Annotated in this window: 22 protein-coding genes and 2 pseudogenes; 13 read left to right on the plus strand and 11 right to left on the minus strand. The window is 59.0% G+C overall.

Annotation, left to right across the window (positions count from 1 at the left end):
- Window positions 1-97: 97 nt before the first annotated feature.
- The 3 genes from C6558_RS34545 to C6558_RS34555 all read left to right on the plus strand — a co-directional run bounded on the left by C6558_RS34545 (window position 98) and on the right by C6558_RS34555 (window position 2,500).
- Window positions 98-1,627: a phospholipase D family protein gene (locus tag C6558_RS34545; RefSeq protein WP_107028404.1), complete on the plus strand. Its 1,530-nt coding sequence runs from the start codon at window positions 98-100 to the stop codon at window positions 1,625-1,627.
- Window positions 1,628-1,889: 262 nt separating this feature from the next.
- The gene (locus C6558_RS34550) at window positions 1,890-2,171 is read left to right on the plus strand and encodes a type II toxin-antitoxin system RelE/ParE family toxin (protein WP_082571870.1); all 282 of its coding nucleotides are present in this window, start codon (window positions 1,890-1,892) and stop codon (window positions 2,169-2,171) included.
- A 29-nt stretch (window positions 2,172-2,200) separates the two neighbouring features.
- Complete coding sequence (locus C6558_RS34555; protein ID WP_057207929.1) at window positions 2,201-2,500, plus strand: HigA family addiction module antitoxin; 300 nt, start codon at window positions 2,201-2,203, stop codon at window positions 2,498-2,500.
- Between the two features lie 49 nt (window positions 2,501-2,549).
- Here C6558_RS34555 and C6558_RS34560 read toward each other — a convergent pair.
- A pseudogene (locus C6558_RS34560) lies at window positions 2,550-2,828 on the minus strand (IS1595 family transposase); the annotation flags it as partial.
- A gap of 215 nt (window positions 2,829-3,043) precedes the next feature.
- Window positions 3,044-3,943: a LysR family transcriptional regulator gene (locus C6558_RS34565; RefSeq protein WP_057225652.1), complete on the minus strand. Its 900-nt coding sequence runs from the start codon at window positions 3,941-3,943 to the stop codon at window positions 3,044-3,046.
- Between the two features lie 95 nt (window positions 3,944-4,038).
- On the opposite strand from C6558_RS34565, the gene C6558_RS34570 reads away from it, so the two are divergent.
- Window positions 4,039-4,359: a nuclear transport factor 2 family protein gene (locus C6558_RS34570; protein ID WP_057225653.1), complete on the plus strand. Its 321-nt coding sequence runs from the start codon at window positions 4,039-4,041 to the stop codon at window positions 4,357-4,359.
- Entirely contained in the window at window positions 4,359-5,138 is a 780-nt protein-coding gene (locus tag C6558_RS34575) for an SDR family oxidoreductase (RefSeq protein ID WP_107028405.1), read from the plus strand. The genes C6558_RS34570 and C6558_RS34575 overlap by 1 nt, the downstream gene beginning before the upstream one ends.
- A gap of 20 nt (window positions 5,139-5,158) precedes the next feature.
- On the opposite strand, the pseudogene C6558_RS34580 reads toward C6558_RS34575, so the two are convergent.
- From C6558_RS34580 to C6558_RS34625, 9 genes and pseudogenes are all read right to left on the minus strand, one after another.
- Window positions 5,159-5,283, minus strand: a pseudogene (locus C6558_RS34580) (MarR family transcriptional regulator); the annotation flags it as partial.
- Between the two features lie 369 nt (window positions 5,284-5,652).
- On the minus strand, window positions 5,653-6,288 hold the full coding sequence (locus C6558_RS34585; RefSeq protein ID WP_245449267.1) for a mobile mystery protein B: 636 nt from the start codon (window positions 6,286-6,288) through the stop codon (window positions 5,653-5,655).
- On the minus strand, window positions 6,251-6,715 hold the full coding sequence (locus C6558_RS34590; protein ID WP_025429754.1) for a mobile mystery protein A: 465 nt from the start codon (window positions 6,713-6,715) through the stop codon (window positions 6,251-6,253). Before C6558_RS34590 ends, C6558_RS34585 begins: the two co-directional genes overlap by 38 nt.
- Before the next feature lie 979 nt (window positions 6,716-7,694).
- Window positions 7,695-8,717: a histone deacetylase family protein gene (locus tag C6558_RS34600; RefSeq protein ID WP_107028407.1), complete on the minus strand. Its 1,023-nt coding sequence runs from the start codon at window positions 8,715-8,717 to the stop codon at window positions 7,695-7,697.
- Window positions 8,718-8,746: 29 nt separating this feature from the next.
- A complete protein-coding gene (locus C6558_RS34605; protein ID WP_107028408.1) occupies window positions 8,747-10,129 on the minus strand; it encodes an aminotransferase in 1,383 nt (460 codons plus the stop codon).
- Window positions 10,130-10,182: 53 nt separating this feature from the next.
- Entirely contained in the window at window positions 10,183-11,007 is an 825-nt protein-coding gene (locus tag C6558_RS34610; protein ID WP_107028409.1) for an ABC transporter permease, read from the minus strand.
- On the minus strand, window positions 11,007-11,888 hold the full coding sequence (locus C6558_RS34615) for an ABC transporter permease (RefSeq protein WP_107028410.1): 882 nt from the start codon (window positions 11,886-11,888) through the stop codon (window positions 11,007-11,009). Before C6558_RS34615 ends, C6558_RS34610 begins: the two co-directional genes overlap by 1 nt.
- Window positions 11,889-11,905: 17 nt before the next feature.
- Window positions 11,906-12,970, minus strand: coding sequence for an ABC transporter ATP-binding protein (locus tag C6558_RS34620; RefSeq protein ID WP_107028411.1), 1,065 nt, complete (start codon window positions 12,968-12,970; stop codon window positions 11,906-11,908).
- Window positions 12,971-12,995: 25 nt separating this feature from the next.
- Window positions 12,996-14,042, minus strand: coding sequence for an ABC transporter substrate-binding protein (locus C6558_RS34625; RefSeq protein WP_107028412.1), 1,047 nt, complete (start codon window positions 14,040-14,042; stop codon window positions 12,996-12,998).
- 219 nt (window positions 14,043-14,261) lie between these two features.
- Here C6558_RS34625 and C6558_RS34630 point away from each other — a divergent pair, with 219 nt between their 5' ends.
- The 8 genes from C6558_RS34630 (at window position 14,262) to C6558_RS34665 (ending at window position 22,566) form a co-directional block, all read left to right on the plus strand.
- Complete coding sequence (locus tag C6558_RS34630) at window positions 14,262-14,822, plus strand: MarR family winged helix-turn-helix transcriptional regulator (protein ID WP_158268994.1); 561 nt, start codon at window positions 14,262-14,264, stop codon at window positions 14,820-14,822.
- Between the two features lie 86 nt (window positions 14,823-14,908).
- Window positions 14,909-15,835, plus strand: coding sequence for a hydroxymethylglutaryl-CoA lyase (locus tag C6558_RS34635; RefSeq protein WP_107028414.1), 927 nt, complete (start codon window positions 14,909-14,911; stop codon window positions 15,833-15,835).
- Between the two features lie 9 nt (window positions 15,836-15,844).
- Entirely contained in the window at window positions 15,845-16,591 is a 747-nt protein-coding gene (locus tag C6558_RS34640; RefSeq protein ID WP_107028415.1) for an enoyl-CoA hydratase/isomerase family protein, read from the plus strand.
- Window positions 16,588-17,778 (plus strand): CaiB/BaiF CoA-transferase family protein, encoded by a 1,191-nt coding sequence (locus C6558_RS34645; RefSeq protein ID WP_107028416.1) that lies wholly within the window; start codon window positions 16,588-16,590, stop codon window positions 17,776-17,778. The genes C6558_RS34640 and C6558_RS34645 overlap by 4 nt, the downstream gene beginning before the upstream one ends.
- Window positions 17,775-18,542 carry an enoyl-CoA hydratase/isomerase family protein gene (locus C6558_RS34650; RefSeq protein WP_107028417.1) on the plus strand — a complete coding sequence of 256 codons (768 nt, stop codon included), beginning with the start codon at window positions 17,775-17,777 and terminating at the stop codon, window positions 18,540-18,542. Before C6558_RS34645 ends, C6558_RS34650 begins: the two co-directional genes overlap by 4 nt.
- Window positions 18,539-20,152 (plus strand): AMP-binding protein, encoded by a 1,614-nt coding sequence (locus C6558_RS34655; RefSeq protein ID WP_107028418.1) that lies wholly within the window; start codon window positions 18,539-18,541, stop codon window positions 20,150-20,152. Before C6558_RS34650 ends, C6558_RS34655 begins: the two co-directional genes overlap by 4 nt.
- Before the next feature lies 1 nt (window position 20,153).
- Window positions 20,154-21,146 (plus strand): nitronate monooxygenase family protein, encoded by a 993-nt coding sequence (locus tag C6558_RS34660; RefSeq protein ID WP_107028419.1) that lies wholly within the window; start codon window positions 20,154-20,156, stop codon window positions 21,144-21,146.
- Window positions 21,136-22,566 carry an NAD-dependent succinate-semialdehyde dehydrogenase gene (locus C6558_RS34665; RefSeq protein WP_107028420.1) on the plus strand — a complete coding sequence of 477 codons (1,431 nt, stop codon included), beginning with the start codon at window positions 21,136-21,138 and terminating at the stop codon, window positions 22,564-22,566. Before C6558_RS34660 ends, C6558_RS34665 begins: the two co-directional genes overlap by 11 nt.
- The last annotated feature ends 59 nt before the right edge of the window (window positions 22,567-22,625 follow it).

Consider the following 22,625-nt stretch of genomic DNA (forward strand, 5'->3'; position numbering starts at 1 on the left):
ATATCTGTAGTAGCGACAAAGTGCGCGGCGCAGCCAAAGTCTAGCTTTGCGAGCCGCGAAGGGGCGGTGGCGTGGAGCATTCTGGCTGGGGCGTAGTATGAAATCATTGATCCTGGCCGCAGGGCTTTCCTTGTTCCTTCTCGCCGCCTGTTCTCACACCGTGCAAACATTCAAGCAAACACCGTCATATTCGCCCGCGCAGCCGACAAGCACGCGGCTGACACAAGCTGTCCAAAGGCTTGGTGATCCTAGGGACGGTCGCTCCGGGGTTAGGCTGATCGGCAACGGAGAAGAAGCGCTGGCGGCGCGCTTGGCGCTTGCAGCGGCCGCCGAACAGACGATCGATGCGCAGTATTACCTTCTGCACAATGATCCTACCGGAAAAATCTTTGCGTGGAGCTTGCTGAAAGCCGCGGATCGGGGTGTGCGGGTGCGGCTATTGCTCGATGACATGGACACTAAGGGCTATGACGCCGTGACTGCGGCTCTGGACTCGCATAAAAACATCGAAATCCGGCTCTTTAACCCGTTCTGGCGGGATCAGAGCCTTGTCGCGGCCGTCCTCACCGACTTCAAGCGGATCAACCGCCGGATGCACAACAAGTCGATGACCGCCGATAATGCCATGTCGATCGTCGGTGGCCGCAATATCGGCGATGAGTATTTCCTGGCCAAGAGGGAATTGAACTATTCGGATCTCGATGTGCTGGTTGCTGGACCCGTTGTCGATGAAGTCTCGACAAACTTTGATGAGTACTGGAACAGCAAGTTTGCAGTGCCGGCGCGCGCCGTCGTTGGCGAACCAGAGGGGTTCAGTCTCGACGAAGCGCGCGATCGCCTTGACGAGATCGTCGGGGATGCTCGAGAGACGGAATATGCCAGCGTGGTGCGTGCGGCTGCGAAGCAGCATCTAACGCCATCGACGCTGAAGCTCGCGTGGGTTCCCGCCAAAATGTACTCGGACCCCCCTTCAAAAGCGGCCGCTGAAGACAACGAAGAAGAGATTCTTGCCTCTCAACTGTCAAAGTATTTCGCCGATGCGACATCAAAGATTGAGATCATCTCTGCGTATTTCGTGCCAGGCAAACGCGGCACAGAGTGGTTGCGGGAACTTGAGGCGCGGGGCGTCGAGGTGTTGGTTGTTACCAATTCGCTGGCCTCGAACGACGTGAAACCAGTCTATGCGCATTATGCAAAGGACCGGCGGGCTCTTCTGGAAGGTGGAGTCCACCTCTACGAACTTCGGCCTGACGCAGATCAAGAAGCGCGGCGCGGCGTCAATTGGGGTGAATCGCGATCGGGTCTGCATGCCAAGGCGTTTACCATCGACGATCGTTACCTGTTCGTCGGCTCGTTCAACTGGGACCCGCGGTCGGTGAATATCAATACCGAGATGGGCATTCTGATCGACTCGCCTGAATTTACCAGGAAGACCTCGAATGCCCTAAGAGGCGTTTTAAGAGAAGAAACCTTTGCCGTAAGGCTGAACAAGGACAAGCGGATCTCGTGGACGCAGACCGAGCCGGACGGGACGCAGCGGATCTATTATCATGAGCCGACGGGTTCGCCCTGGGATCAATTCGTGGCGGGATTTTATGCGATTCTCCCTATCGGCTCGCAGCTCTGAGGTTTTCGCGACGCGGGCGCGCCGGTATTAGGCCTAGCGTTGGCAGTGGCAAAACCGTCCTAAGAAAATCTGGGGCTCCTATTCCGCTTTGGCTGGAGAGCCGCCGACCATCGAGTCTCTGCTCGTGAGAGGAATCGAACCGAGGATCGGCACCTTCGGATGGCTTAAACAGGATCGCGATTGCGAATCTGTATCGTACGATGATACATGTTGATTGACTTTCACCAGTATCACCATATGATACAAGCATGAAGAGCGTGATGTGATCAGGTCATTTAACGATGACAAAACCGAGACTGTTGCGCGCGGCAAAGCCCCAAAAGGCTTTCCTTCCGACATCGTGAGGTCAGCCGTTCGTAAATTGACGATCCTGAACAGCGCTGCTGCTCTGGACGACCTGCGTTCCCCTCCGGGAAATCGACTTGAAGCCCTTAAGGGCGATAGGGAAGGCCAACATTCGATCCGGATCAATGATCAGTGGCGCATATGTTTTGTATGGACAGATGCCGGTATCGAAGACGTCGAAATAGTTGACTACCATTAATGGCCAATCGTGGCACACAGGAGCTTGAGATGACCCATATCCTTCCTCCGGTCCATCCGGGCGAAATCCTCCGCGAGGAGTACCTACTTCCGCTGAACATGAGCGCCGGTTCACTGGCGAAAAAGCTCAATGTCCCTCGCACTCGCATCGAGCGTATAGCGGCGGAGCAAACACCGATAACGACAGATACCGCTCTGCGCCTCGCCAAGTATTTCCGCACAACGCCGGAATTTTGGATGAACATGCAGACCAGCTTCAACCTCAAGACGGTGGAAATAGCGCTTCACGGCGAACTGGAGTTGATCCCGGAAATCGATAGAGCAGCATAGCCGGACCCTGCCCCTGGCACGGCACATTCCAGTCGATACATGGCCTTTATCAACCAAAGACAGCGACTGCTGATTTGACGATGATCCCACCATCCGGACTTCTGCGCACCTGGCGGCCGGTAGCGGCGCGAAAGACTTGCAGCAATTGCAGCGCCGGCGGCACCCGCGACCACAGGGTTTTCATGCGTTCCCTGCCATTTCGGCTTTTCCGCACTGCCTGGCCCGTAACAATGCGCTGTGACCAGCGGAAGCCGATCTCGTGGAAATACAGGTCGGCATGCTGCGAGCTGATATGATGAAAGGCGCCGGCAATTGTGCGACGGACACGCTTAGGTCTGCAAACGGCAGCATTGCGCCCCATGTCGGTTGTCCAGGTTGCTGAAACGAAATCCTAGAGGCCGACGGTCTGCTTTTCCCCTCGTTCCTTCCGGAATCGCAGATCACCAGTCGCCTACTGGCCGCACACCGGTCATTCACGCATTGCAAATCTGTGTCCGCTTGGAGCGTTGTAGAGACAAACAAGCTTCTCCACTGGCGGTTCAATTAGCTCACTGTCGCGAGCTCACGCGCAAGTTCCAAGAACGCCCTGACCCCGGCTGACAGATTTCGGCGCCCAGGGTAGTAAAGGCAAAGCCCCGGATATGGTGGCGTCCAGTCTTCCAATACACGGACGACGCGCCCCGCCTCAATGTCCGGGAAAATGTCTTGCTCGAAGATGTAACCTATACCGGCGCTTTCCAGGACAGCGGTTCTTGTGAGGCTAGCCTCGTCCAGCGATATCGGGCCGCGTGCATCGATTTGCACCTGCTCCCCGTCCTTCTCGAAACGCCACCGAAACAGGGAGCCATCGGGCAGGCGAACGCGAATGCATCGATGGCTGAGAAGGTCGGGAGGGACCACCGGCTTCCCATGCCTCTCGAAGTATTCAGGAGACCCAACCACAGCATGTCGCTGCGGCCGGCCGAGCGAAACGGCAATCATGTCGCTGGGAACGAGGCCCGCAACCCTGACTCCCAGATCAAACCCGTCCTTGACGATATCGACCATCTTTCCTTCAGTTACAATATCGACATTCATGTCGGGATAGCGGCGCAGGAACTCAAGCACGAGCGGTGAGATGATTGCGCGCGCCGCGAACGGCGCCGCGTTGATCCGTATTGTTCCGGAAGGTGTCTCACGTTGCGCACGCACCGAATCCAAAGCGGCATAGAGATCCTGGAGCGACGGCGCCACCTGCTGCACAAAGAGCCTGCCGGCATCCGTCAGCGACACGCTGCGTGTGGTGCGGTTGAACAATCGCACCCCAAGCTCCGCCTCAAGCCTGCCTATTGTATGGCTCAACGCTGTCGTAGACATGCCGAGTTCGATGGCCGCTGCGCGGAATGTGCCGCGCCGGGCAATAGCAATGACCGCTTCAAGTTCCTTCAGGTTGGCTTGTTCCATTGTCCCGATCTGTTCATTGCTGCATGCCGGCTTATCCCACTTATCTACGCAATGGTCGAGCGCTACTATCGGGTGAGCCAATGAGGAGAAACACAATGGATATGCCCGATATCGTGAACATGTACTTTGACGCTGACAGCGGCAGCAACGCGGATGCGCTGTCGGACACGTTTGCGATCGAAGCCGTTGTCGAAGATGAGGGATCGCGCCATCAAGGCGTCGTCGCAATCCGTGAATGGTGGGTGGCTGCGAAGAAGGCGACGCAGTACGTTTCTGAACCTTTGGAAACCACCGTTGACGGCAACAAAGTGCTCGTCCGAGCCAAAGTTAGCGGCCAGTTTCCCGGCAGTCCGGTGACGCTCTCATATGCCTTCACCATCAAGGACGGCAACATCGCTTGGCTGGAGATCCGGTGATGACAGACTTTCTCAACCTGAGAGGCAAACGAGCCCTCATTACTGGTGGTACCAAGGGCGCCGGGGCTGCGACCGTCAGCCTGTTTCGGGAACTCGGCGCGCAGGTGTTGACGACCGCGCGAGCGCGTCCTGAGAACCTGCCGGAAGAATTGTTTGTCGAGGGCGATCTCACGACTGAAGTGGGTTGCGCGGCCGTCGCGGACGTTGCGCGTCAACGTCTCGGCAACATCGATATCATCGTTCATATGCTGGGTGGCTCGTCAGCAGCCGGCGGTGGCTTTGGGGCGCTAACTGATGCCGAGTGGCACAAAGAAATGTCTCTCAATCTTTTTCCCGCTGTTCGACTCGATCGCGAACTGGTTCCAGACATGGTCGCACGGGGAATGGGTGTGGTTGTGCATGTCACGTCCATCCAAAGAGTGCTGCCTCTCCCGGAAGCGACCACGGCTTATGCCGCAGCCAAGGCGGCACTCTCGACTTATAGCAAGGCCATGTCCAAGGAGGTATCGCCCAAGGGCGTCCGCGTCGTGCGAGTGTCTCCGGGTTGGATCGAAACGGAAGCGTCCGTTCACTTGGCCCAGCGCTTGGCGGACAAGGCGGGTACGGATCTTGAGGGTGGCAAGAAGATCATCATGCATAGTTTGGGCGGCATACCTCTCGGGCGCCCTGTCAAGCCGACGGAAGTGGCAAACCTGATTGCTTTCCTGGCATCGGATCGCGCTGAATCGATCACAGGTACCGAATACACCATCGATGGAGGAACTGTGCCAACAGCTTAGGATCGAGACGCCTTCACGGATCAAGCGGGCGCGTCCCATCCGCCGATCTGTGAATAATGGCGTCGCGGAGATGCCGGACATCGCGATTCAAGGATGCCAACTCCTGGGGCGTGTGTGTAGAGGTTGCGAGCAATGTGTCGCTGAGGCTTGACCGGTTAAGAACCTCGTCTCGGAGGATCAGCATCGACGGCCAACGGCCGGGATCCTGCAAGCCTAGGCCCGGCAAGTCACTCCGCTTGATCGTTGGGGCGTGGCCAACGATTTGAACAAGGGCTTGTCCGGCTCTCATTGCAATGGAGCGCGCGCAACGTTCGCGTGCTCTGAGGACTTGTCCGAAGATCGGTCCGCAGCCCAACTGCGGGCCGCTTTTGATATGCATGATTTCGTCGCCATCCCTCACTCGGATGGAGCGCTCCGCATCCGCAATGGCCTGCAACTGCGACTACGTGAATGTCTTCATGTCAGTCCTTTCTCGCTTCCAGTTTGAGAAGCTCACCTACCATTTTCGAAAAACTCATGAGCGCGCGAACTCCAGCAAGGGTCCGATATCGTGGTTATCGGCCGCCCGAAGTGCATCAACATAACGGGCTCGGGTCTTGCCCGCATCGACCAGATTTGCCTGGCCCCAGCTAAATGGCGGTCGTCCAAGCTGGCGCCCGAGCAGATCGCCCGCCAGGCGAGAAAATCGGCCGTTTCCGTTTGGGAAGGGATGGATTGCCACCAGCCTGTGGCTGAACCGGACAGCGATCTCGTCGGGTGGAAAGGTCTCGTGTTCGACCCAATAGCGCACGTCGTCAGCCACCTGCCTGACATCCATTGCAATGCGATAGGCATCGACGCCGATGTTTCTAGGTGTTGTCCGGTACTGGCCAGCCCAATGCCAAACGTCCCCAAACATGCGGCGGTGCAACTCACTGAGGAATTCCTGGTCGAGCAGGTCCCTTTTTCGCGACGTCGCCCATCGCAAGCCTTCGCCGATGTTAACTTGCTCGGCCTCGTTCAATTCGTGCCGCAAGGTGATGTAGGAGGGAATGAGCTGCTCCCGTTCCTCAACGGTTAGCGGCGTATTTGCTTCATCGTCGTCCTGGAAAAGAGGGTCCTCCTCCACAGAGTCAATCCTCTTCCCACAGGCGTCGCCCAGCGTCTGCAAGCAAAGCGTCGATAAGCCGGCGACGTTCGTCCTCCAGGTCCGACTTGATCAACGCCTGGTTTTCCAGACGCATCGTATGATCGAGTCGCGTCATCTCCTCACCGACCTTTTCGGCCGCGCGCTCGCGAAGGATATCGTCAAGCGGCTTGATCGGCACGAAAGCGTAGACAAAGGTGCAATTCATTGCCGCGGCCGCTTCCCGTAGCGTCCTGATCGTTGTCGCTCCCGAAACTTCAGCCTTCTCGATCGCCGGTATGCGGGACGGAGCGGCACCCATGCGCATGGCGAGCTGGCGCGTAGTCATGCCGAGGGCCTCGCGGATGGCCTTCATCCAACCACGTGGCGGCGAAATGAGCTCTAGGTCTCGCACCGGCGCCAGACGTCGTTCCAACTGTTTTCGAGCGAGGGCCGCTTGTTTTTTGTTCATCTATTTATGTCCATTTTCGAACAAAATAGCATATAAAAATGAGCAAGGATATCCGTATTGAGCATTTAAAAGTATTCAGCTTGAGTTAGAGCGATCACAAATATATGCGCAATAGCTCAGCAGCTAGGTCCAGACAGCCGCGATTTTCGAGCGATGGACAATCGGCCAAGCTGTCGTTGGAGAAGCACCGCCGCCAGAGAGGCGATCGATGAGACCTTGCGCCGAGCCCCTGAAACCGGCATGCCACTTTTACGTGTTCGCGACCTCGTCGCGAATTGAGGAGAGGCAGCATGGTACAATTCTAGGACTGGTGCGATTACAACGACACGCCTGTCGGAAATCACTACATCCGGGTCATGAGAGGTCGCGGAGCCGATGAGCAGGTCACCGGTTCAGGTGCGTTCAAAGCCAAGCATGAAATCGACAACCTTCGACGATGACATTTCGCAGGGCCTCAGGATGGTGCGCGCGTCAGAGAGCACATATACGTTAAAGCTGACGACATCCGCTCCACCCGTAGCCCCCGGGAAGCTCCGCAAGAGGTCACGTTGCTCCAATCCCGCAGAGTCCGCCGGACCATATGGTCCGCGCAACCAAAGCCGACCGGAAGCTGCGACCGCTGAAATCGATTGTCCTACGCTCCCTGCGGGGCCGGTGAGACCCGGCTTCGTATCGTTAGTGGCTCAGGACGTTCATCAACGTTCTGATTTGCATTAGGTCGCGGCTGCTTCGTGATAGATTGCCCCAGCTGGTGCGGGGGATAGCTTCGCACCATCGCGTCACTCCCGCCAAGATAACGTCGGGGACCGGTAGAAACTCCCTTTCGCTACGATGGAATTACCCCAGCGCACTATTCTCATTACGCAAGGACCTCTCTCGCACAAGGTCGGCAAAATTGACCCACCCGGGAAGAAGTCGGCCAATCCTTCGCCTTGAACGGAATCGAACCGACGATCGCGGTCTTCTGCGGAAAGTCACTTCAACTGACCGTGAACCCACCCAGAAAACTCTTCAGCAGTCCCGGCAGCGAGGGTGACGGATAGCCGCCCTCCTGAACCACCAGCGATTTACGACACAGTTTGCCAAGTCGCTCACCCATGCGCCGAAAACCATCTTCATCGACATTCATGCAGGCGAAGGGGTCAGCGGATGAGGCGTCGAGCCCCAACGCAACGATCAGGACATCGGGCGAGAATTTCCGGGCCGTCTCGCAGGCACGGTCGACCGCGGCAAGATAAATTTCGCTGTCGCTGAGTAGTGGGACCGGGAAATTGCGATTGAACCCAAACCCCTTTCCCTCCCCTTCCTCATCCGCATAACCAGAATAATATGGATAGAGATGCGCCGGATCGCCGTGCACTGACAGTGTCATAACGTCCGATCGATCGTAGAAGATCGATTGCGTTCCGTTGCCGTGGTGAACGTCAACATCGATGATTGCAATCCGCAAGCCCTGGTTTGCGGCAAGCTCGGCAGCGATCGCCGTATTATTAAGGTAACAGAAACCGCCAGCTTTATCCGCGTAGGCGTGGTGCCCGGGTGGACGGCAAAGCGAATAGGCCTTGTTTTCGCCGTTCAAGACTCGCGTCATTCCTTCGACTGCTGTGTCGGCACTCGCGCACACCGCTTCCCATGTACCGTCTAGAAGGACGCAGCTTGCGTCAGCCTGGAAGTATCCGGCCCGGCCGAGAATATCGATCGGCTTACGATTCATGCGGATGGTCGGGTGGGCGCTGGCACGCATCTCCGGCCCATTGGCCGGAGATTTCTTCCATTCTGCAAAGCCATTCTCTAGGAAATCCAGATAGTCGGCGTCATGGACTGCCGCGATCGCGTCTCGACTATCCGCAGTCGGGGAGACCAGTCGGATGCCGCAGTCACTCAGCCCCTGCTTTAACAATTCGATGCGTTGCGGCTGTTCCGGATTCGGCGCTAGGCCACCTCCAGCCAGCCGGGTTAATGGCCGGTGGGCCGCCTGCCGATCGTCGCATATCGCCAGCATTCGTGTTTTCCCTCAGTGAGACCTCTCGCTCAGTCCAGCTTCCCGCCCGAACGGGTGTAGTCATCAAGAGCCGTATCGAGCGCGCGCTTGAAGCGATCCGCGATGTGGTCGATCTGTTCCGTGGTTGCAATAAGCGGCGGCGCAAAGGCTATGGCCGACCCGAGGGAGCGGCAAACGAGACCGTTTTCGAACGCGTGATTTTGGACGCCAAGCCCGAATTGTAGTTCGGCCGGAAAAGCCTCGCGGGTCGTCTTGCTGCGCACCAGTTCGACGCCCCACATCAGGCCGACGCCACGGACCTCTCCGACCAAGGGGTGGTCGACCAGCGGATGCATGAGCTTGCCCATATGGTCGCCGAGCGCGTTGACGCCGTCGATGACGCCGTCTTCCTCGTAGATGCGGAGGGTTTCAACGCCGACGGCACAGGCAACGGGATGAGCACCATAAGTGTAGCCGTGGCCGAAAACGCCGATCTTCTCGCTCTGCGCCTTCATGCCTTCGTAGATCCGTTCTGATAGCAGGATGGCTGATAGAGGCATGTAAGCGGAGGTCAGCGCTTTGGCGCAGGTAATGATATCAGGCTGCATTCCATAGGTTTGCGTGCCCCACCAATTACCGGTGCGCCCGAAGCCCGTGATGACCTCGTCGGCAACCAGAAGAACGTCGTGCTTCATCAACACTCTTTGGATCTTCTCGAAATAGGTCTTCGGCGGCAGCACGACGCCGCCGGTGCCCATCGCAGGCTCCGCGAAGAAGGCAGCAACGGTTTCCGGTCCCTCGGCAATGATCAGCGCGTCCAGCTCTTCTGCCAGTCGGGTGGCGAATTCTTCCTCCGTCTCGCCCGGAAGGCCGTCGCGATAAAAATGCGGGCAGGTCACATGGAGGAAACCATCAAGCGGCAAGTTCCAGTCGCGGTGGAGATGCGGCAGGCCCGTAATGCTGGCGGACGCAATGGAGGTGCCGTGATAGGCTCGCTTGCGAGCGATGATTTTCTTCTTTTCCGAACGGCCCTGCGAATGGAAATAATACCAGACGAGTTTCACGGCTGTGTCATTGGCTTCTGAACCTGAGCTTTGGAATAGAACCTTCGACATCGGCACCGGCGCCAGTCGCAAAAGGCGATCGGACAGTTCGATGCCCGGTTCGGTCGCGCGATGCGCGAAGTTCTGATAGTAGGGCAGCGTGTTGAGCTGGCGCGTCGCTGCCTCGACCAAGCGCTTTTCGCTCATGCCGAGAGCGGCACACCATAGGCCCGACATCCCTTCGATGTACTGCTTCCCGTCATCGTCGTAGACATAGGCGCCCTCGCCGCGCGCCATGATCGTTGGGCCGACCTTCTCGTGCAGAGCGAGATTGGTCTGCGGATGGATCTGCACGGCAATGTCGAGCGCGCGAAGCGAATTCTGAAGCATGGTTTCCTCCTGAGGGCGACTGCTGCCAGTCGATGAATTATGGACCGCGAAGCCTATTGCTCGGTGGTCCTGGCCTTCGGCCTTTTGACGAATTGCGCACCGATAAGGATGATGATCGAGGCGACCACCAGCATGGACGAGATAGCCGCCACGGTCGGGTCGACTTGATCGCGGATATTGGCGAACATGCGCTTGGTAAGCGTCGAATTCGCGCCACTGGACACAAACAACGACACGATGACCTCGTCGAACGAGGTGATGAAGGCAAACAGCATGCCGGAGAAGATCGAGATCTGGATCTGCGGCAGGGTGACGCTGAAGAAGGCGCGAGCCGGAGAGGCGCCGAGGCTGCGGGCGGCACGCTCCTGGCTGAGATCGAAGCCCTTCAGGCCGTTGCTCACGGCGATCATGACGAACGGGATCGCCAGGGTCGTATGCGCCAGGATGAGGCCGGTGAGCGTATTGTTCATGCCGAGCTTGGCGAAAACGAAGAACACCCCGATCGCCACGAAGATCAGCGGCACCATCATCGGCAGAATGAGTACGCTGCGGATGATGAAATTGAAGGGATTCGTCGACTTGAAGAGGCCATAGCTTGCCAGCGTTCCCAGGATCGTCGCCAAGATCGTAGTGGCGCCAGCCACCTTGAAGGAGACGATCGCCGATTGCCGCCACTCCGGCGAGGAGAAGAACGCATCGTACCAGCGTAGGCTGAGCGCCCGGGGTGGAAACTCGAGATATTGGGAATCCGAAAAGGACATCGGAATGACGATCAGGCAGGGGATGATCAGGAAGGCCAGAATGATCCCGACGAAGATATAGAGCCAGAGCCGGTCGCCGTGCGTGATCTGGGTGGAGGTGGCCGGAGATTTCAGCATCAGACGCCTCCCTTGGTGACACTGGCTGCCTTGAACAGCGCGTTGACAATCCACAGAATGGTGGCGGTGACGACGAGCAGCACCACGCTCAGAGCGCTGGCCGCCCCCCAATTGGCGAATTTGGCGATCATATCGGCGATCTGGGTCGACCACATCGCCACCCGTCCGCCGCCAAGAAGAGCCGGCGTGAGATAGTAGCCGAGGCACAGCACGAAGATCAGCGCCACACCCGTCGCCACGCCCGGCAGGGACAAAGGCAGAAACACCTGTCGAAAGGCCTGCGTCGGCGAGGCGCCACAATTAGACGCCGCCCGCATTAAGATGGGATCGATCGTCTTCATCGAGGCATAGAGGGGCAGGATGAGGAAGGGCAGCATGATATGCACCATGCCGATAACGGTACCCGTCAGATTGTTGACCAGTGGCAGCGGCTCGGAGATCAACCCGAGATTTGTCAGCGAGGTATTGATGAGCCCCTGCCGCTGCAGGAGAACGAGCCAGGCATAGGTGCGCACCAGAACCGACGTCCAGAAGGGTAGAATGATGAAGATCATCAAAACTTGCGCCACCTTCTCCGGCAGTTGCGAAAGAAGGTACGATACCGGGTAGCCGAGTACGACGCAGACGACGGTGACGATCGCCGCGACCTTGAAGGTCGTCAGAAAGCTGTCGACATAGGCGGGGCGCAGTAGACGCGCATAATTTTCTGCCGATAGGGCGCCCGATGCGTCGTAGAGCGACATCCATGCCAGCCAGGCGAACGGAATAATAAGCACCAAGACCACCAACACGAACGCGGGAACAGATAGCCCGATAAAGGCAAGCCCGGTCCTGCGGCGGGACCGCTGCAGGACATCCGTATTGAGCTCAATTGAGGGCATATGAGTTTCCGCCGTGGTCATGAGCGAGCACCTTCGATGATGACGCTGGAATCCGGCGTCATCCAAAGGGCAAGGCGATCACCAGGTTTCGGCAAGGAGGTACCTTCCGCGCCGGTATGGCGGATCGAGATTTCCGTGCTCTGGGATAGCGCGATTGACACCATATGGCTGTCACCTAGATAGATGACATCGATGACATCGCCTTCGATCCGATTGTCCCGCTCGGGAGTGCCCTGCCAGCGTAACCGCTCCGGGCGTACCATCAGGAAGATGTCGCTTGAGGCCTTCGGCGGTGCGGTGCGAACTTTCAGTGGTTGACTCCCAAGAGCGAAATCTGACCCATTTCTTTCGACCGGGACGAAGCGGGTATCGCCCATGAAACCGGCAACGAACTTGCAGTTCGGTGCGTCATAGATGGCCCTCGGCGTATCCAACTGCATGATGCGGCCGCGATCTAGAACGGCGATACGGTCCGACATGGTCAGCGCTTCCTGCTGATCATGAGTGACATATACGGTCGTCATGCCGAGCGTACGATGCAGACGCTTCAGTTCGATCTGCATATGCTCGCGCAAATTCTTGTCGAGCGCCGACAAAGGCTCATCCATTAGAAGCAGTTTTGGTTCGAATACGATCGCGCGTGCCAGTGCGACGCGTTGACGCTGACCGCCTGAGAGCTCGTGAATGCGACGGCCGGCTAGATGGGCCATATGCACGGTTTCCAGCGCCTTCGTCACCTTCGACCTGATGGTCGAGGCGTCCGCCTTTCTGAGCTTCAGTGGATAGGCGACATTGGCGAAGACGTCCATGTGCGGAAACAGGGCATAGCTCTGGAACACCATGCCGAGATCGCGCTTGTGCGGCGGCCGCGTGACGAATTCGATATTGTCGACCAGCAGGCTGCCGCTGTCCGGTCTCTCGAAGCCGGCAATGACATTGAGAAGCGTGGTCTTACCCGAGCCCGAGGGACCGAGAAGCGTCAGGAATTCCCCGGCGGCGATATCAAGAGATATGCCGTCCAGCGCCTTGTAGCTTCCATAGGCCTTGTAGATCTGGCGGATTGAAACTGCACCCGATGTCATTGCCGTTCTCCGTATGCGATCGACGTCAGTTCGACATCAACAGGCTGTAGTCCTCGCGAACGAGGGCGTTGTTGTCGCGCCACCAATTGGCATTCAGGAAGGTTTGCTTCTTGACGTTTTCCGGTGACATGTTCGACTTGGCCAGCACCTCGGGCGTGAACTTTTTGACTTCGAAAGCACGGCTGTTCGTGGGACCGTAGTACGGCATCATTTCAGGAATGCGCGCCTGAACTTCAGGAGACACGACCCCAGCAATAAACTTCTGCGCCGCTTCGACGTTCTGCGATCCCTTCAGAATTGCGAGACAGCCGTAGCCGAGGATGGCGTCCTGATAGGTGAACTCGACCGGCGCGCCGTCCTTGATGACATTGGCAACGCGGCTGCCCCATATCGCCATCATGTCGACTTCCTTGTCCTTGATCAGCTGCGCCGATTGCGCGCCGGAGGACCACCAGACGGCGACATTCGCCTTGATCTTGTCCAGAGAGGCGAGCGCGCGCTTGGTGTCGAGCGGATAAATCTTATCCTTCTCAACACCATCTGCCAGAAGTGCGATCTCCATCATCTCCTGCGGATAGCTGCTCAGCGCGCGACGCCCTGGAAAGCTCTCGACATCCCAAAGGTCCTTCCAGCCTTGCGGCTTCTTATCCTTGTATACGTCTGTGCGCCAAGCGAGGACCACTGAATAAGTGTTCGTTGCGATCCAGTTGTCACCGTAGCCAAGCTGATCGAAACCAGTGGTGTCGATGACCTTGTAGTCGAGCGTTTCGAACAGGCCTTCTTTGCCGCCGACGGCGCATTCGTCGGCGCCGAGATGCACGACATCCCATGTCGGGGAACCGGATTGTACCTGAACCCGCACCGCCGCCAGACCGTCATGGGTCTCCTCGCGCAGCTGGACGCCGGCCGCATCGGCCGCCGGCTGCCAGATCGTGTTGCGCAGGTCCGTCTGTAGGTTGCCGCCGAAGCCGGCGACCGTCAGCGTCGCGTCGGCCGCGATAGCAGGGGCCGCCATAGATGCAATAACGGCCGCACCAATGAGGCAGGCCGATTTATGCCGCAGTGAAATCATTGTTTGCTCCTCCACGAAAAACAGATCTGACCGTCCCGCCGCTCCTCTGGCGAAACCATCGTGGTCGACAAGTCGTCGGCCACATGCCAATCTAGTTGACGAAATTAACTACATTGTTCACGTTGTCAACTAATTTTCTGCGCGACTTTGGCGAAACTGGCATCGCCGGAAGAAATCGATCAGAAAAGAGACCGATTCACACCCGGAGAGGAAACGACTGTGCGGAACCGCGATCAGCTCAATGAAAAATCAGGGGACTACTTCGACCGGCTCCACGAGCAGTCGGAAAAGGAACCCGATATCCGCGACCTCTTCAGCTTCCAGCTTCAGCGCCTGGCAGGCCTTTCGACCCGCATTGCGGCGCTTTCCATTCGCCCCAAATACGGCATTACGCCACGGGAATGGCGCGTTCTTGCGGTCCTGAAATACCTTGGAGAGGTGCCGCTACAGGAACTGGCGAAGCATAGTGGCCTTCTAAAAAGCCAGATGAGCCGTACCGTTTCGGCAATGATTGAACGGGGGTACATCACCAAGACCGCCAACCCGCAGGACGGACGCAGCATCCTGTTGACGCTAAGCCCAGAAGGCCTGGCGCTTTCGCGAAGGATCCTCGAGGACTCCCTCGAACGAAACGAGGAAATGCTGGGCACCTTGAGCCGTGCCGAGCAGCAAATTCTTGTCGAACTCCTGCGCCGCGTTACCCGTACGAGCAGCAAATATTACCACGAATTGCGCAACACCGCCTCACAGTCGGACCTCAAGAGCCTTGAGGAAGAGTGAGGCATGTCACCGCCAGGGACAATAAACTAGTTGACATTGTGAACGAATAAATACATTTGTGTCGTCAAGCCGAACGGAGGTGAGGCATGGCGAGCGAAATCACAATCTGCGAATGCTTTGCGCGAGACGGTCTGCAGCACGAGACTGTTTTGACGTCTACGGCTGACAAGATCGCCTTGATCAATGCGTTCTCGGATGCCGGCTTTCCCCGTATTGAGGCCACAAGCTACAGCAGCCCGGTACACGTCCCTGTCTTTGCAGACGCGTCGCAGGTTCTGGCCGGCATCACCAGACGACACGGCACACGATACAAGGCCACCTGCGCCAACATTAAAGCTGTTCAGCGCGCGATTACCGATCTCGATGCCGGACATGGCGCCGAAGAAATCAGCCTGCTGGTTTCTGCCACCGAAGCCCACACCCAGCGCAACCTTCGAACTAACCGAGAAGCGCAGTGGGCGAATGTTGCGGAAATGGTTAAATTGGCGAACGGCCGCTTCCGCCTGATCGGAGTGATTTCCATGGCGCTAGGCTGCCCCTTCGAAGGCAATGTAGATCCGTCGAGCGTGCTCGCCGATCTTACCCGCTTTTCGAACCTTGGTGTGAATCATGTCTCCGTCTGCGACACGACAGGTCATGGCACGCCGACCTCGATAAAAAGTCTCTTCAAGCGGATTGCCGGCGAGTTGCCGGATATGACGCCGATCGCTCATTTCCACGACAGTCGCGGAACGGGGCTCGCCAACTGCTACGCCGCCTATGAGGCAGGCTGCCGCTGGTTCGACAGCGCCATCGGCGGCGTCGGCGGTCATCCGGCGCAGATAAAATACGGTGAGGGCTTTACGGGCAATGTCGCCACAGAAGACCTCGTCAACCTGTTCGAAGCCGAAGGTATCGATACCGGTCTCGACTTGGGAAAACTGCAAGAAGCCTCCCGTCACTGCGAGGCCGTCCTCAAACGTGAACTCTTGAGCCGGGTCGCGCGCAGCGGCTTTGGCCATCTGGCAGCATAGGGTAAGGGCATGAACGTTCCATCTTCTACCGTTCTTCTCACCGAGACACGCGGCGCGGTGCGCATCGTTACGATGAACCGCCCTGACAAGCTCAACGCTTTGAATACCGAACTCACCCAAGCGATCCACGACGCGCTTTTGGCGGCGGATGCCGATCCCGCGATCCACGCGATCGTGTTGGCCGGGAATGGTCGCGGTTTTTGCGCTGGCGCCGACCTGTCAGAGTTCGAGACGCTGACTCCGGCAAACCAGGATCTGGTCGAAAAGCGCGCTGATCTGACCTGCCGGACGCAGGCGATGATGCAGAGCCTGTCGAAGCCTATCGTTTCTGCCGTACAGGGCGCAGCTGTCGGAGGCGGTGCGGGGCTTGCCATCGGCTGCGACATGATGGTGGCGGCGACGAACCTGAAATTCGGCTATCCCGAGCTGAAGCATTCCATTGTGCCAGCACTCGTCATGACGGGCCTGCAGCGGTCGCTGGGTCGCAAAGCTGCTTTCGAAATGATCAGCCTCGGCCGGTTGATCGGTGCGGATGAAGCTATGTCGCTCGGACTCTGCAACCGCGTCGTGGCTCCGGAGGAGGTCGTCGCAACGGCCGTGGAGATCGCGGAAGCGTGGGCGGTGGCCAATCCGCTCGCCATGGCGGCCGCTAAGGCGCTCTACTATCAGGTGGCCGACCTCCCCTACCCTCAAGCCATGGCCGCCGGCCGAGAACTCAATGCAAAGATGCGCAGCTTCCGCACGGAGGCCAAATGAAACCGCTCGAAGGCATCCGTATTCTCGATTTCTCGCGCGTCTTGGCAGGCCCGATGGCAACCCAGATCCTCGCCGAATTGGGCGCCACTGTCACCAAGGTGGAGCGACCCGGCAGCGGCGATGAATCACGCGTGTTCGAGCCGCGTCTTCCCGGCGGCGAAAGCGCCTATTTCTTTGCCTTCAATCGCGGCAAGCGTTCCTTGACGCTGAACCTGAAATCCTCGAAAGCGCAGGAGATCGCAGCACGGCTTGCAGCACAGCACGATGTGGTGCTGGAAAACTTCCTGCCCGGCGACATGGATCGCTTCGATCTTGGCTACACCAAACTCTCGGCGCTCAATCCAGGCCTGATCTATGTTTCCAATACCGGCTTCGGCCAGACCGGACCATATCGCGAACGCGCCGGTTACGACACGGTGTTTCAGGCGCTTTCCGGCATCATGCACCTGACCGGCCATCCCGATACGCCGCCGGCAAAGGCTGGCGTGCCGATCGCCGACCTGACCGCCGGCCTGTGGATCGCGATCGCCATTCTAACCGGTCTCGTCGGCAGGGGTCGCAGTGGTAAGGGATGCCATATCGACCTGGCCATGATGGATGTACAGGCAAGTCTGCTTGCACTGGCCGCCGCGCGCCTTTTCGCTTTGGACGAAGATATTGGGCGCGCAGGCACGGAGCATCCGGGCCGCGTTCCATCAGCAGCCTTCCAGTGCCGCGATGGCGGTTGGCTGCATATCAGCGGCAGCGATCAGCATTGGGGACGGCTGTGTGACGTGCTCGGCCTGACAGAACTCGGCGCCGATCCCGCCCTCGCCAAGAATGGCGGGCGAGTGGCCAATCGCAAGAGAGTGATGGACGAGATGCGCACGGCGATTGCCGCGCGTGAGCGCGGGCCACTGGCCGAAGCGCTGCGCGCCGTCGGCATCCCGGCCGGCGAAGTCAACACGACGCGGCAAATCCTTGATGATCCGCATATGCAGGCGCGCGGTGTAGTCGGCACGTTCGACCACCCGGCGGAGGGCACGTTCAAGGCGCTCCGCACGCCTGTGAATTTCGAAGGTTTCGATTCCCCAGAGATAGGCTGTCCGCCGCTCCTTGGCGCCGACACAGAGACCATTTTGAGAGACGAGATGAACCTGACCGACGTCGAGATCGCGACGCTTCGGAAGGAAGGAGCGATCGGATGAGCTTCGATGCAGTATCGGTAACACAGGACGGGGCCATCGCGCGCGTTGTGCTAAACCGCCCGCAGTCCCGCAACGCGGTCAATCTTGAAATGTGCATCGCGCTTCGCGAGGCATTTCAGCGCCTGGACTCAAACCCGGATGTCCGCGTCATTCTGCTTTCAGCCAACGGTCCGGTCTTCTGCGCCGGTGCGGACCTGAAGGAACGCACCGGCAAAGACGAAGCCTGGGTGCTCGCCCGCCGGCAGGCCTCCTTCGCCGCCTATGACGCCATCGGCCGCTGCGGCAAGCCGATTGTCGCGCTGACGCAAGGTCCAGTCGTCGGCTCCGGCGGCGAAATTATTATGAGTTGCGACTTTGTCGTCGCATCGGAAAAGACGAACTTCCGCTTTCCGGAGCCGCAATGGGGTACTGTCGGCGCCACTCAGCGCCTGCAGAGGGTGATTGGACGCATGAACGCCAAGGAACTGCTCTTCACCGGCCGAACGATGTCGGTAGAGGAAGCCTATCAACGCGGCCTCGTTTCGCGGGTCGTGCCGGCGGATGAGCTCGAACAGGTTGGACAGGAAATCGCCGAAAGCATTGCCGCAGCACCACCACTTGCCATGGCGCTGTCCAAGCAGGCCGTTGACCTCGGCCATGAAACCAACCTTAGCAACGGTATCCGCATCGAGATGGCAGCGATCGAACGCTGCCTTGCCGATGGTAACTGGCGCACCGGTATCGCGAAGTTCTCCGAAGTCGTTGGCAGTGGGAGCGGCAAATGAGCGACCTCGATCTCCAAGCCACGTGCCCCTTGACGATCTCTGCCGCTCTGCGCCGTTCGGCCACTCTTGCGCCGGATGTGGAAGCGATCGTGGCAAGCGATGGAAGGCTGACATATCAGGAACTGGAAACGAGGGTTGCCGACGCCCGCGATGCGCTTGCAGCGGCCGGCGTGCGTAAGGGGGATCATGTCGGGCTGTGCCTCGGCAATTCCACCGAATGGGTCGTTCTCTTCCTGGCGATCGGTTCAATGGGGGCCGTGACCGTCCCCATCAATACCCGTTTCGTTGCCGCTGAGATGGCGTATGCGCTGAAGCAGTCGCGCGTGACCACGCTCGTTATCTGCGATCGTTTCCTCAAGATCGACTTCATCGCCATGCTGCGCGAGGTGTGTCCAAGCCTCGATAGCGCTCTTCCGCATGACGCCTTGCCAGACCTGAAGCGAATTCTAGTGATTGGGGATAATGTTCCTTCTGCCGCGGAAAACTGGCGGGCACTGTGTGCAAGCACCCTTGTGCGCACGAAACCGGACGACGATGCCGACGACATCCTCCTCATTCAATACACATCCGGCACAACCTCATTCCCAAAGGGTGTGCTGCTTCGGCATCGCAACATGTTGCCGAATGCCTTCTTCTCCGGCCTTCGGATGGGATTGCGGTCTGGCGACCGTTTCCACAGCGCCCGCCCCTTTTTCCATGTCGCGGGCACCACTCTGTCGATCCTCTCATGTCTACAGCACGCGGTTACGCTGGTAAGCATGGACCGTTTCGAACCCGGGGAGGCGCTCCGCCTGATGGAAGCGGAACGTTGCACGCATTTCTCGGGCAACGACACGATGGCGCTGATGCTGCTGACGCATCCGGACCTTCCGTCGCGCCACCTCAACCTGCGCGGGGCATGGCTCGCAGCCTCGCCCACTATCGTTCGCCGTGTCATCGACGAGCTCGGCGCACGCGAATGCGTCGTTGGTTACGGGCTGTCGGAAGCTTCTCCGAATGTGGCGCAATCTTGCTGGTGGGAGCCAGAGGAGGTTCGCGTCAGCGCCGCCATGCGGGTTCAGACCGGCGTCGATGTCCGCATCCGCAACGAAGGCGGGCGCGATGCTGGACCGGACGAACCTGGCGAAATCCAGGTGCGCGGTTGGAACGTCATGAAAGGCTATTTCAACAAGCCGGATGAAACCGCAGCCACGCTGTCCGCCGATGGCTGGTTATCGACCGGCGACCTTGGCGCACTGGATAGCGCCGGGCGGCTACGGTTTCTCGGCCGGGCGAAGGATATCGTTCGAGTGGGTGGCGAGAACGTATCGCCCGCCGATGTTGAAAACGTGTTGCACCAGAACAGGCTAATCCGCCAGGCGGCCGTAGTCGGCGTGCCGGACGAACGGCTCGTCGAAGTCACCGCGGCCTTCATCATTCTCAATGACGGCTGCGCGACCACGCCGGCGGAGATCATCGAATGGTCGAAGCGGGAAATGGCGGGCTTCAAGGTGCCGCGCCACGTCTGGATCGTGGAGGATTTCGAGTCGATCGGCATGACCGCCAGTTCGAAAATCCAGAAGAAGCAGCTTGCCGCCCATGCGCGCAAACTCGCAGGCATCGAGGGCTGACATGCGCATCGAAACCAAAGTAACCAAGCTGCTCGGCATCGACTTGCCCATCATTCAGGCGGGTATGTCGTGGGCGTCGTCCAACTCAGCGTTGCCACTCGCAGTGTCGAATGCCGGTGGCCTTGGCGTTCTTGCAGCCGGGCCGATGTTTCCGCATCATCTCGAAGAGGCGATCGACGAGATAAAGGCGGGAACCGACCGCCCCTTCGCCGTCAACCTGCCTCTTTATCGCCAAGGTGCCGACGCGATCATCGATATGCTCTTGGCAAAGAGGATCCCGGTACTGATCGCGTCCCAGGGCGGCCCGAAGAAGTACATCGACCGGTTCAAGGCCGCCGGGACCATCTGCTTGCACGTTGTCTCGGGCGAAGTTCATGCCCGCAAGGCAGCTGACGCAGGCGTCGATGGGTTGATTGCGGTTGGCGGCGAGGCCGGTGGTCATCCGCCTCCGGAACTGGTTTCTACGCTCGTTCTCGGTCGGGCGATCGCCAAGGCCGTGCCCGAGATGCCCCTGATCCTTTCTGGCGGCTTTGCCGATGGCTCCGGGCTCGCTGCGGCCCTCTCGCTCGGGGCGGGTGCTGCGCAATTTGGCTCGCGCTTCATGATGTCGCGTGAGGCGCGTCTGCATCCGGCCTATCAGGACATGCTAGTGAAAGCCGGAGTTGCCGACACGATGGTCGTCGGCCGCGGTTTCGGCGTCATCCGCGTTATTCGCAATCAGTTTGCCGAAGGCATGGCCAGGGCCGAAGCCGAAGGGCTTTCTGACGATCAGCGCAAGGCGCTCTTTGTCGCCACTTCTCTGAAAGCCGCGGCCTTCGACGGAGACGTGAGCGGCGGCAAAGTGGAGGCCGGCCAGAGCACAGGGCTTGTCTCCGAAGTCTTGCCGGCGGCCGAAATCGTCACCCGTATCGCGAAGGAATATGTGCAGGTCGTAAGCAGCCTGCCGAACGCCGTCTATGACGGAAATTCGAAGGAAATAAGCAATGTTGGATAAACCGCTTCTGATCGACGGAACCTGGCGCGCGCCTTCTGGTGGTCGCACAACCGAGGTCAAGAACCCGGCAACCGGACAGGTCATTGCGCTCCTGCCGGTCTGCGAGCGAGCCGATCTCGATGCAGCGCTGGCCGCCGCAGCCAAGGGTTTTGAAATCTGGCGAAAAACGACAGCTCTGGAACGCTGCCGCGTCATGCTGCGCGCAGCCTCTTTGGTTCGCGAACGCGCAGAGACAATCGCCCAGCATATGGTGCGTGAACAAGGCAAGCCGCTAGCGGAAGCGCGCGGCGAGGCCAATGCAGCGCCGGAGCATATCGAATGGCATGCAGAAGAAGCTCGCCGCTCCTACGGACGGGTGATCCCCTCACGCATTCCGGGCGCCAGGCAAATCGTGGTCAAGGAGCCGGTCGGCCCCGTTGCTGCCTTCTCTCCTTGGAATTTCCCGATCAATCAGCTGGTTCGCAAGATTTCCGCGGCACTGGCCGCCGGTTGCTCGGTGATCGCGAAGCCACCGGAAGAAACGCCATCCGCCTGCATCGAGCTCGCCAAGGCGTTCCAGGATGCTGGCGTGCCGGAAGGTGTCGTAAACATCGTCTTCGGCATTCCGTCCGAAGTCTCCAACTATCTTATCGCATCGCCGATCATTCAAAAGATCTCCTTTACTGGCTCGGTTCCGGTCGGCAAGGCGCTGGCTGCAGCCGCCGCCTCGCACATGAAGCGTTCGACGATGGAGCTTGGCGGACACGCCCCCTACGTCGTTGCCGCTGACGCAGATATTGCAGTCGCCGCAAAGCTCGGCGTCATGCTGAAGTATCGTAACGCCGGTCAGGTCTGCGCATCACCAACCCGCTTTTATATCGAGGATTCCGTCTACGACAGCTTCAAGGAGAGCTTCGTCGCCGGAGCCAAGGCGCTCAAGGTCGGTGACGGATCGGCAGACGACACCCAGATGGGTCCGCTGGCAAATCCGCGGCGCCTCGATGCGATGGAGATGTTTGTCGAGGATGCGGTCGCGGCCGGCGCCAAGCTTGAATGCGGCGGACGACGCATCGGCAATGCCGGCTTCTTCTTCGAGCCGACGGTGTTGTCCGATGTGCCGGAAGAAGCGCGCATCATGAACGAGGAGCCGTTTGGCCCGGTGGCTGCGCTGGTACGTGTCAGTTCTGTTGATGAGGCGATCAAACGAAGCAATCGCCTGCCCTTCGGCCTGGCCGCCTTCGCATTTACCCGCTCGCTGGCGACGGCCGACCGCTTCGCGTCCGAGCTTGCGGCCGGCATGGTGTCGATCAATCATTTCGGCATCGCCGCGGCGGAGACGCCGTTCGGGGGCATCAAGGATAGCGGATATGGCAGCGAGGGCGGGGCGGAAAGCCTCGACGCCTATCAAACCGTGAAATTCGTCAGCCACATCGGCGCCTGACGCCTCGTCAGTGTGCCGGACATCGTTCGGCGCACTCTATCTGTGGGCTCGTAGAGGAT

It is taken from the genome of Ensifer sp. NM-2 (assembly GCF_003024455.1).
Taxonomy (GTDB): Bacteria; Pseudomonadota; Alphaproteobacteria; order Rhizobiales; family Rhizobiaceae; genus Ensifer; species Ensifer canadensis.